This window comes from Mesorhizobium sp. M1329 (assembly GCF_040318035.1).
Classification (GTDB): domain Bacteria; phylum Pseudomonadota; class Alphaproteobacteria; order Rhizobiales; family Rhizobiaceae; genus Mesorhizobium.
The window spans coordinates 1-8,603 of the sequence record NZ_JAMYLN010000067.1 but is presented as its reverse complement, the minus strand read 5'-3'; the positions used below and the strand labels follow the sequence as shown (position 1 = coordinate 8,603).

Annotated in this window: 12 protein-coding genes and 2 pseudogenes; 7 read left to right on the top strand and 7 right to left on the bottom strand. The window is 62.4% G+C overall.

Annotated elements, in window-relative coordinates; translation table 11 throughout:
- Positions 1–447: 447 nt before the first annotated feature.
- Both NKH21_RS32355 and NKH21_RS32350 read right to left on the bottom strand, forming a co-directional pair.
- Positions 448–546: pseudogene (locus NKH21_RS32355) on the bottom strand (IS5/IS1182 family transposase); the annotation flags it as partial.
- Positions 547–789: 243 nt separating this feature from the next.
- The gene (locus NKH21_RS32350; protein ID WP_352869943.1) at positions 790–996 is read right to left on the bottom strand and encodes a DnaT-like ssDNA-binding protein; all 207 of its coding nucleotides are present in this window, start codon (positions 994–996) and stop codon (positions 790–792) included.
- A gap of 206 nt (positions 997–1,202) precedes the next feature.
- On the opposite strand from NKH21_RS32350, the gene NKH21_RS32345 reads away from it, so the two are divergent.
- Entirely contained in the window at positions 1,203–1,385 is a 183-nt protein-coding gene (locus NKH21_RS32345; protein WP_352869941.1) for a CsbD family protein, read from the top strand.
- Positions 1,386–1,693: 308 nt separating this feature from the next.
- Here NKH21_RS32345 and NKH21_RS32340 read toward each other — a convergent pair whose 3' ends face one another.
- Together NKH21_RS32340 and NKH21_RS32335 are read right to left on the bottom strand one after the other, a co-directional pair.
- Positions 1,694–2,431 (bottom strand): SDR family NAD(P)-dependent oxidoreductase, encoded by a 738-nt coding sequence (locus tag NKH21_RS32340; protein WP_352869939.1) that lies wholly within the window; start codon positions 2,429–2,431, stop codon positions 1,694–1,696.
- 142 nt (positions 2,432–2,573) lie between these two features.
- Entirely contained in the window at positions 2,574–3,389 is an 816-nt protein-coding gene (locus tag NKH21_RS32335; RefSeq protein WP_352869937.1) for an antibiotic biosynthesis monooxygenase, read from the bottom strand.
- A 145-nt stretch (positions 3,390–3,534) separates the two neighbouring features.
- On the opposite strand from NKH21_RS32335, the gene NKH21_RS32330 reads away from it, so the two are divergent.
- From NKH21_RS32330 to NKH21_RS32315, 4 genes are all read left to right on the top strand, one after another.
- Entirely contained in the window at positions 3,535–3,966 is a 432-nt protein-coding gene (locus tag NKH21_RS32330) for a winged helix-turn-helix transcriptional regulator (protein WP_352869935.1), read from the top strand.
- 235 nt (positions 3,967–4,201) lie between these two features.
- Positions 4,202–4,798: a hypothetical protein gene (locus tag NKH21_RS32325; RefSeq protein ID WP_352869933.1), complete on the top strand. Its 597-nt coding sequence runs from the start codon at positions 4,202–4,204 to the stop codon at positions 4,796–4,798.
- Positions 4,795–5,376: a hypothetical protein gene (locus tag NKH21_RS32320; protein WP_352869931.1), complete on the top strand. Its 582-nt coding sequence runs from the start codon at positions 4,795–4,797 to the stop codon at positions 5,374–5,376. Before NKH21_RS32325 ends, NKH21_RS32320 begins: the two co-directional genes overlap by 4 nt.
- A complete protein-coding gene (locus NKH21_RS32315) occupies positions 5,376–5,921 on the top strand; it encodes a hypothetical protein (protein ID WP_352869929.1) in 546 nt (181 codons plus the stop codon). The genes NKH21_RS32320 and NKH21_RS32315 overlap by 1 nt, the downstream gene beginning before the upstream one ends.
- Here the strand turns inward: NKH21_RS32315 and NKH21_RS32310 are convergent.
- Positions 5,914–7,173, bottom strand: a complete 1,260-nt coding sequence (locus NKH21_RS32310; protein WP_352869927.1) for a hypothetical protein — start codon at positions 7,171–7,173, stop codon at positions 5,914–5,916. The two genes, NKH21_RS32315 and NKH21_RS32310, sit on opposite strands and share 8 nt — an antisense overlap.
- Before the next feature lie 64 nt (positions 7,174–7,237).
- Here NKH21_RS32310 and NKH21_RS32305 point away from each other — a divergent pair, with 64 nt between their 5' ends.
- Together NKH21_RS32305 and NKH21_RS32300 are read left to right on the top strand one after the other, a co-directional pair.
- Positions 7,238–7,378, top strand: a complete 141-nt coding sequence (locus NKH21_RS32305) for a hypothetical protein (protein WP_352869925.1) — start codon at positions 7,238–7,240, stop codon at positions 7,376–7,378.
- A gap of 192 nt (positions 7,379–7,570) precedes the next feature.
- Entirely contained in the window at positions 7,571–7,759 is a 189-nt protein-coding gene (locus NKH21_RS32300) for a hypothetical protein (RefSeq protein ID WP_352869923.1), read from the top strand.
- Between the two features lie 113 nt (positions 7,760–7,872).
- Here the strand turns inward: NKH21_RS32300 and NKH21_RS32295 are convergent.
- Together NKH21_RS32295 and NKH21_RS32290 are read right to left on the bottom strand one after the other, a co-directional pair.
- A pseudogene (locus NKH21_RS32295) lies at positions 7,873–8,157 on the bottom strand (dienelactone hydrolase family protein); the annotation flags it as partial.
- A 251-nt stretch (positions 8,158–8,408) separates the two neighbouring features.
- Positions 8,409–8,603: hypothetical protein (locus tag NKH21_RS32290; protein WP_352869921.1), on the bottom strand; the 195-nt coding region annotated here is incomplete at its 5' end.

Here is an 8,603-nt window from a genome sequence, read left to right as displayed (position 1 = left end):
ATGGCAACCGAGGAAGTTCTCCTTCGCCAGCGCGTGAACGCGCTGTTGTCACAGGCCGAGTGGAACTGGTTCACACGCGGAGCCCCATGGTCTCACAACGCTCCTTCGATCACCATGCCGGCGCGGATGCCATCAGCACCAATAGGATGACGGGCCAGCGCGATCGACCAGCCTTGGCGCGCTGACCAGCCCGGCCCATGCCGGACACACGGCGACCAATGCCGCCGGCTACACCACGCCGCGGGACACGCGCTTTCGCCCTCTTCGGGAGAGATGCAATGCCGGTCCAAGGCACCGCCCGTTCTGCCGACGTCGCCATGTTGACCAAAACACTTGATGACGCTGCCGTGGGCAAAACTCTTGAAAAACATCCGCAACTGGAACTGTACACGCCTACATTGCTAGACGGCACGGTACCGTTCCCGCAAAGCTACGAATCGTGGGGCCACTGCCGTCGGCGAACAGGTGTTTCACCCAGGGCCAGCGCTTGCGGATGCCGTCCAGACCCGCCTGAGCCCCGGCACTGTCGGAGATGTCGGCGGGGGTTCTCCGCAGACCTCTCCCTGCCCTAATCCGCCCTCGCCCTCCGACTGGAGCAGTTCCGTGACTATCTCGGCCATGTCGTCATAGAAGCCTGCCATTACACGACCAAGATGTCCGGCAGACCGTAGGCGGGACCGATTACCGGGCGAGCAAGCCCTCGATGATGGTCGAGACCGGCGCATCCGGCGCGAAGATGTTGCCGGTGTCGCCGGGCTCAAAGAACTCGCGTTCGATGCCCTCGACCCTCTAGCGCTTCACCTTCTTGGAAGGGTCGAAGGAGATCGGCAGCGAACCGGGCTTTACCAGCTCGAGGTATGCGGCCTCGTACGAAGCATCAATGACCCGCTGCGGGATCAGATCGCTCGCAAGGGTCGTGCCGTACACAGTGGCGCCGGTGCGCGGCCATGCTTGCACTTGCGCCAGACCGCCTGTAGGCACGCCCGGAAAGCGCATGCCGTAGGTGCCGCCGATGTTGGCACTGCCGCGCTGGCGAGCCGCTGCGATCGTGCCTGCAGGAACGTATAGCCGGCTGCAGTTGCATAGGCTGTGAAGCCTGCATCATCACCGTATCCTGCCATGCCGATCCTGCCATGCCGATCCTGCTCACTCTGGAACATTCAGGTTCCGCTCACGTTGAGTTCTGCGAAAGGAAAAGAACCATGCACAAGGACGAAGTTAAGGGTTCCGCGAAGAAACTCCGCGGCGATGTGAAGGACAAGATCGGCAGGGCCACCGGCGATGATAAGCTTCGCGCTGACGGAGCCGCTGACAAGGCCGAAGGCACCCTTCAGAAAGGTCTCGGCAAGGCGAAAGATAAGGTTCGAGATGCCTTGAAGGATTGAAACAAGGGCCGTCCGTCCCAAACGGGCGGCGCTCCGAGACCGTAACTATCCAGTCATTCCGCCAACTTGGCGTTGGCGCTTTTCTCGACAGCTTTCAGCCGGGCGACCGCTCAGATGCTGCGGTCCGGACTTCGGCGACTGCGATCCGGGCCTCCACTTGCAGCCTGCTCGCGAGCCATGGAAAGGATCATCTCCTTCAGCGCATCAACGTCGTCGGGAAGGGCAAGACCCGGTAGAACCATGGCAAGCAACAGAGCACAAAAACAGCCGCTTTCCTAACCGTTCAGCGCATCGACGGCGGCCATTGCCTATGGCTTGGCGGGCATGGCTTGGACGAAAGCCGCCATCTGGCGTTCGAGCGCCTTGAACGCGCTGCCGCGCCAGCTCTCGGCCATTGATGCCGATTTTGGATCCGGGAAAATTTCCTCCTCCCCTCGCGCCATACCGTCCAGAATACCTTTCGCGACGCTCTCCGCGGAGCCCTTCGGTATGTCGGCGTCTCTGCTCATGTCGGTGTCTATGGGACCGGACAGGACCGCATGAACGCTCACGCCACGAGCCCCGGCGAGAGCACGTAACGACTGAGTCATGGAGAACGCGGCGGCCTTCGACAGCGAGTAGGACGGAATAATCGGGAAGGGAACGAGGGCCGCTTCCGACAGGATGTTGACCACGGCGCCGCGCGAACGCGTGAGCAGCGGCAGCAATGCGTGGGTTACGCCATGCACGCCGAGCAGGTTGACGGCGAGGTGTCGCTCGAGCGCAGCACGATCGCCAAGGTCGTCATAGAGCCCGATGCCAGCGTTGTTGATGAGGATGTCGAGAGACCCGATCCACTCGACAGCCGCCCCTATCTGCGCCGCATCGGTCACGTCCAGGATCAGCGGCGTGACACGCCGATCTGCGTGGGCGAGCGGCTTGCGCGCGCCGGCATAGACGCGCTTGGCACCCCGCCTCAATATTTCCTCGACCAGCGCCTTGCCGAGGCCGCGGTTGGCCCCGGTTACCAGAACGGTCTTGTCTGTGACTTCCATCGATTTCAGCACGGCGATCTCTCCTCCTACTGCATGAGTGCAGGCGATTTATTCTTGCATCATGCAAGTAGGCTACAGTTTTCTGTTTCATGCTTGGACGCCGTCCCCCCTTTGCATTGCTCCAGGGCAGCCGTCGCCGGGCGAACCCTTGCAATCAGGACCCGACTTCCAATGTCGTGTAGGAGATCGGCGAAGGCCGCTCCAGGAAGGCACCGGTTATGGCCGAAACGAAATTCCTCGCGTCCGCCGAGCCCAGGAAAGCGTCGCGCTCCTGCCTCGATGCCCAGCGCTCGACGCAGATGGTAACGTTGGGCTCTGCCTGCGAGCGAAAGACGCTATAGTCGATGCATCCGCTTTGCTTGCGGGCGGCGCCGGCTACGTCCCGCAGGGCATCCCGCACCTTGCTCTCGATGCCGGGCTTCGCCGCTGCCGTCGTCATGACGATTATCTCGGCGCCATCGCTCGCTGCCTTGCGCTCGAGGCCGATGTCCGCATTTTGCGGCACGACCGTTGGATTGGCGTTCTCTTCGCCCTTGTTGGGCTGCCCCTTGCCCGTCGAAATCAGGTCGCGAAGACTCGCGACATAGAAGCGCCAGGAGTCATGGCAGACATCGTAGCATTCTTCACTCGGCTTCAGCCCGACATGGGTGAAACGCAGCTCGGTTCCCTTGTCGGTCGGCGCGATGTCGAAGACCACGTTCGTGCCGGTCCACTCGGTCGCATCCTTGACGAAGTTGAAGTAGTTCTGAACGACGTGCCAGACGACCTTCTTGCCGGGCACAAGCTCGGTGACCTTGAAGGTGCCGCGGTGGATATCCTTGAAGTGATAATAGAATATTGCATCAAGCTTATTGGTTTCGCCATCGATGTCTTCGGACCACCAGGCGCGAGGATTGACAACCGCCGCAAAAACCTTTTCCGGACTTTGCTCAACGACAAATGACGTTGTGTAATCTTCTTGTTTTTTCATGACATATCTCCCGTCTGATCTGATTGGTTGGTGGACACCCGAAGCCTCGGGCGAGGACGTGGAGCGACGCTCTGTTGATGTCGCTTGCATCATGCAACCACCATGCATACTTGCATGATGCAAGTCAACAGGGTATGTTCACGCCATGCTTGGTCGTCTCTATGAAAAACAGAACTGCTCGGCCTCACGCGCCCTGGAGCTGGTCGGCGAGCGCTGGAGCCTCTTGATCCTGCGCGACGCGATATTCGGCGGCTACACGCGCTTTTCGCAATTCCAGAAGAGCCTGGGGATCGCCACCAACATCCTGGCCAAGCGCCTCGAGGATTTTGTCGAGGCCGGCCTGATGGACCGTCGCCCGGGCACCGCCGGCGAGCAGGCCGAATACGTCCTGACCCGGAAGGGGCTGGAATTCAAATCGGTCATTATCGCGCTGACCGAGTGGGGCGACAAATGGGTGCGGCCCGGGCCCATCTTCTATTGCGACCAATCCGACGGCCAGCCCGTCGAGGTGCAATTGCGCCGCGCCGGCAATGGCAAGCAGGCCGACCTCGCCGACGTCGTGGCCGCCCTCCGCTAGGGCAATTCCAGGAAAAGTGTGGAACGGTTTTCCGTCCGGAAATGCGCCGAAACAAAGAGATAGAGCGGTTCGGCGTTTCAGTTAAACGATGAACCGCTCTCGGCGCGGCGGGTCCGGCCCACAGCACGATCCAAGACGAAGCTGTTTCGCATTGTGCCATAAATGTTACCGCATAGCTCACCTCTCCAGGTTGCATCTGTGGCTCGTGTCTGGTGGATAGTTCGCGGGAGGAAACATGTCCGTCGGACAGCCATCGACTTTGCGACAGCGTCTTTTCGCGTTTCTCGTCGCCGGCCTTGGTGGTCTCGCGGCGGCCGCAGCGTCATTCGCAATGACGGTGTATGAAGCATCCAACCCGCAGCCAACTCCGACGGTTGCTGCGGGCGAACCCATCGACACCGGGCGCTGGGTTATTACGTTTCGCGGTGCACGAACCGGCTCGGTTCCGCCGACAGGAACCGAGCCGTCCCAGCCGAAGACCTTTTTGATGGTCGAATTCGATCTCGACAACCGCTCGGCATCGACCAGCAACGCTTTCGCTTCCATGTTTGACATCGACCCGCCGATCCCGGACGTGCCGGCGCCGGCCTTCTATCTTGCACGCGACAAATGGATCGCAAGCGGCGTCCATCCAGGCATACCGGAACGCATGATCGCCACCTGGGAGTGGCCGGAGGCGCGGCCGCGGCCGCAGGATCTGCGTCTCGTGGTTGGCAGCCAGATCTACAAGCGGCGTGACAATCTCTATGGTGCCTCGGGCTGGTTCGACCGCGATCCGGTCGCGATCGTGGACTTGCCGGTAAAGACCGAGATGGCCGGTTCGGCGCAATGAGAGCGGGTCTCAAGGAAACCGGCGCGATCATCTTCGCGGCGGCGATCCTCTACGCAATGCAGCGGACTACCCCGCTCTACAGCAACATCACCTCGCCCGTCTCGATTGCCGGCAAGCAGGGTAAGCGCACCGACGCACGCGCCTTCGCGCTGGCCGTCGGCGACGTGCATCTCGCGCGTACCGTAAGGATCGAGCGCTTTGGCCAGACCAGGACCTACACCACTTCCGGAATCTGGGTCCTGGTCGAGGCCGCGGCCGAAGCAAAACGCGAGAGCCTGACCCTGACCTCCGTCGAATGGCTCGGCCCGAGCGGCGTGCGCTATTCTCTCAGCCAGCGCATTTCCACGCTGCCGGCAGAGCGGCTGGAGCCGGGACTGCCAAAGCCTGTGCTCATGGCCTTCGAAGTCCCGGAAAGCGAACTTTCCGGCGGAACCGTGGTGGTCGCGCCATCTGCATTCACACCGCTCGGTGAAGAGGTCCGGGTGGCGATCACCGAACTTGCGCCGGGCGACATCCCCGGCGCCGTGACGATCCGCCGGAGCGATGGCCCGATGCCTTGGATGCTGGAGACCGAGTGATGGCGGAGGCCATTTCCCTTGCCGAGAGACGCCGCTACTGGCTGAGCCTTGCTGGGCTGGGTTGCGCCCTGCCGGCTGCAGTGCTGGTGCATTCCTGGGAAAGCCTGGAGGCGTGGCGGTCCGGCAGCGCCCGCGACCCGATCGCGGTCGACAGGGGCGAGTCGCAGCGTTACGCCGGCGCCGAATGGCGGCTGACAACGCTGTCGCGCCTGCCCGGCGGCTCGGCCGATGAGGCCGTGGTGCTGGCCGAATTCGAGGCGAGCATCGAGGATCCTGGTCTCCTTGCGGAAAGCCCCTGCGCCGCTGTGCTCACCGACGCCGAGGGCCGCCGCTGGCTGCCTGCCTTCCTGACCCCGCCCGTCGTGCGCAAGATGTATCCCGAGGCAGCCGACAAGCCCCGCTGCGGCGGGCTGGCCTTCCAGCGCGCCGGCACGCGCGGCGCGGCGCGCATGGCCGAGACTTTCATCATTCCGGCGACGGCAAGCGGCCTGGCGCTGTCGGTCACGGTGGCGAACGCCAGACCACGCCATCTGCTCCTCAGGTAGCGACCCTCAGCGGCTGCCGTTGCGCCGCCACCGCATATTCAAGCACCGCCGCCAGCAACGCGATCCTCAAGGCGTCGAGCACTATGCCGCCGTCGAGATCGCTCGGACTGCCGATGAACACGCTGGCGACGCTGAAGACGACCTGCCATGTATCGAGGTCCGGCGCGCCAAGCGTCCGCGTCGCGCCAAACCACAGCCAGGCGCCAAGCCAGCCGATCAGCCGGTAGGCCACGACGAAGGTGAGCAGCGTCGCGAGTCCTGCGCCGAGCGTGAGCTTGAGACAGGCCCAAATCGGCGCATAACGCGAGCGGTAGCCGCCGAGGAAATGCGTGATGAAGTCGCTCAACCATTTGCGCCAAGTGGATCCGCGCGGCGGCGGCGGCGCGGCCGCGACCGCGGCGGCCGACAGTTCGTAGCCGTTGATGATCGCCGCCATGACCAGCCAGACCATTGGCAGAAGCGCATAGAAGAACAGGCCTTGCGCCTGTTCCAGGATGCCGGGCTGCTTGAACTCGACCGGCGTGAGGCCTTCGGCAGCTTGAGCGGCGATCGACAGGGCAAGCGATCCTGCGCCCATGCTGAGTTCATTGAGCAGCGCCCCGGCACCGATCCAGGCGATGAACTCGTCTTTCCAGATGTCGAGCGCATAGAGCCCGATGAATATCCAGCTTGCGTCCGCCGCCACGACGAGCAGCCGCCAGTAAGGCCTGCGCGCGCCTTTGTTCATGCGCTTGGCGAACCAGCGGACCAACCAGCAGCCGACAATGGACGCAATGAGGCCACTGGAGCGCAGCAGGCCGAATATGTCGGCGCTTTCTCCCAGCGGAATGCGTTCGAGCGCCAGCCGCGAATATTCGCGCACACTGTCGCCGAGGAATCCCCAGGCGGCGTAATAGGCGAAGAAGGGCAAGATGGCGGCCGCGGTCACCGCCAGCAAGTGGTCGGCGGGCTGGGATGTTTTCTCCTGTTTCGCACCGCTTGCCGACATTTGGCGAAGCGAGGCGAGTGCCGGCAGTCCCGGGCGCAGGGCGACGAACATCGCCACGATGACCAGAAGCTTGGTCAAAACCACCAGCGAAAGCACGACCATCCCGCCGAGAGGATTGACGAGGCCCACCGTGACTGCCGCGTTGAGCAGGAGGTCGCGCGCTATGTACCCGATAGCGCCGAGAAGCAGCAGTTGCGGCCAGAAGCGGGCAACGAGACCCGCGGTAAGGGCAAGAGGCCTGACAATATCGTCGGTCGTTGTCATGCAATGTGCATAGCCGAGCGCGACCAGTGCCTCAACCCGCGGAATGTCGGCTCATCAGGAACAAGTGACTGGCAACCGCAGCGCCGAAAGCGCCGAACATCCCAGCGAACTGATGGCTGAAGCCCGTAAAATGTCCCAAGCTGGCGACGAACAAGGGGGCATGAAAAAATTGGCAGAACTCAAGGACGCTCTTGGGATTAAGTGACTGCCGACTCGATCAGCATCTCAGCAAAGGGCATTATGATTTTTCAGCGATCTTCGCGCTGGCACTGCAACCCGTCCCCGCCCGCCGCGCGATACTTGATCGTACCACCGTTTGAAATGCGGTGGTTTCTTTTTGGGAACGTTTTTCGCCCTCACCGGTTACTTAGTGCTCAAGTGAGAAGGGACGCTCACCATGACTTCCAAGGATCGCGATCGTGTCCGCCAAGAGCAGGACACTTCGGAAGCACGCTTCATCGCCAATGAGACCGGCATTTCGGAAGATCAGGCGCGAGGGCTCATCGATTTGGTTGGCCTCAATCGACCGTCATTGATCCGGGAAGCGCGGATATTGCAGGCGGCCTATATTCCGCCGAAGCGCTAAAGAATTCTTCGGCTTCGGCATTCTGAACTCAACCGAACCCCTTGGACTTCTGCACTCAACCTCTCAGTCAGGGTGCGAGCGCTCACCCGATCCCCTCCTGCCCAGCCTGGGCTCGGCCGTGTCTGTGCGAGCTTCTGCGCCGGCAGCACGCCGAACGAGAACCCGGCGTAGACGAGCTCGGAGGGCAGTTTGTCGGCAACGCGGACGCCGCGCTCGCGCATGTCGTCAAATCCGATCTCACCAATGTAGGCGAGACCCTCGTCGATGCTCCGAAACGTGCGTCCGTCGAACAACTCCGGCGTGTACACAATGTGGCCGGCGGCCCGCAGGTCGTCTGCGAACGCGCGCACGCCGGGAGTCAGCCCCTGCGCATGGTGGAACAACAGGACTCCGACCATAGAGAGCCTCCAGGTGGGATGGGTCAAACGCACGTTTCTCTACGGTATCATCGCCTCGCCGGGAAGAAACGCACACGTTACACGCGCGCGTTCACTGGCGCATTGGCCTTTATGAAACCTTCGTGCATTTCCGACATTTCATACGACAAACGCGCGGTCGTCCGCCTGGCGAGGATTCGCAGTTTTGGCGCGCGTTGCCGTTCAGCGGCCCCGCGATCGAATAATCGCGGAGCCGCAGTCTACCCGTACGGCTAGCAGCTCTCAGTCTGCGGATCGCACGCCTTGTTTTTCTGTTTCTGTGGCTTGGGCTTGGCCGCCTGCTCCGGCTCAGCCTGCTGCTGCTCGGCCGCTGGCTGCTTCTTGGTCTTCGGCTTCTCAGGCTTGGCCGCCTGCTCGGGCTCGGCCTGCTGCTCGGCGGCGGGCTGCTTCTTGGACTTCGGCTTCTC

What these genes read in the sequence shown, in the direction of transcription:
- NKH21_RS32350 (WP_352869943.1), bottom strand. Translation starts at nt 996, where the DNA reads ATGCGCTTTCCGGGCGTGCCTACAGGCGGTCTGGCGCAAGTGCAAGCA.
- NKH21_RS32345 (WP_352869941.1), top strand. Translation starts at nt 1,203, where the DNA reads ATGCACAAGGACGAAGTTAAGGGTTCCGCGAAGAAACTCCGCGGCGAT.
- NKH21_RS32300 (WP_352869923.1), top strand. Translation starts at nt 7,571, where the DNA reads ATGACTTCCAAGGATCGCGATCGTGTCCGCCAAGAGCAGGACACTTCG.
- NKH21_RS32325 (WP_352869933.1), top strand. Translation starts at nt 4,202, where the DNA reads ATGTCCGTCGGACAGCCATCGACTTTGCGACAGCGTCTTTTCGCGTTT.
- NKH21_RS32335 (WP_352869937.1), bottom strand. Translation starts at nt 3,389, where the DNA reads ATGAAAAAACAAGAAGATTACACAACGTCATTTGTCGTTGAGCAAAGT.
- NKH21_RS32320 (WP_352869931.1), top strand. Translation starts at nt 4,795, where the DNA reads ATGAGAGCGGGTCTCAAGGAAACCGGCGCGATCATCTTCGCGGCGGCG.
- NKH21_RS32330 (WP_352869935.1), top strand. Translation starts at nt 3,535, where the DNA reads ATGCTTGGTCGTCTCTATGAAAAACAGAACTGCTCGGCCTCACGCGCC.
- NKH21_RS32310 (WP_352869927.1), bottom strand. Translation starts at nt 7,173, where the DNA reads ATGACAACGACCGACGATATTGTCAGGCCTCTTGCCCTTACCGCGGGT.
- NKH21_RS32315 (WP_352869929.1), top strand. Translation starts at nt 5,376, where the DNA reads ATGGCGGAGGCCATTTCCCTTGCCGAGAGACGCCGCTACTGGCTGAGC.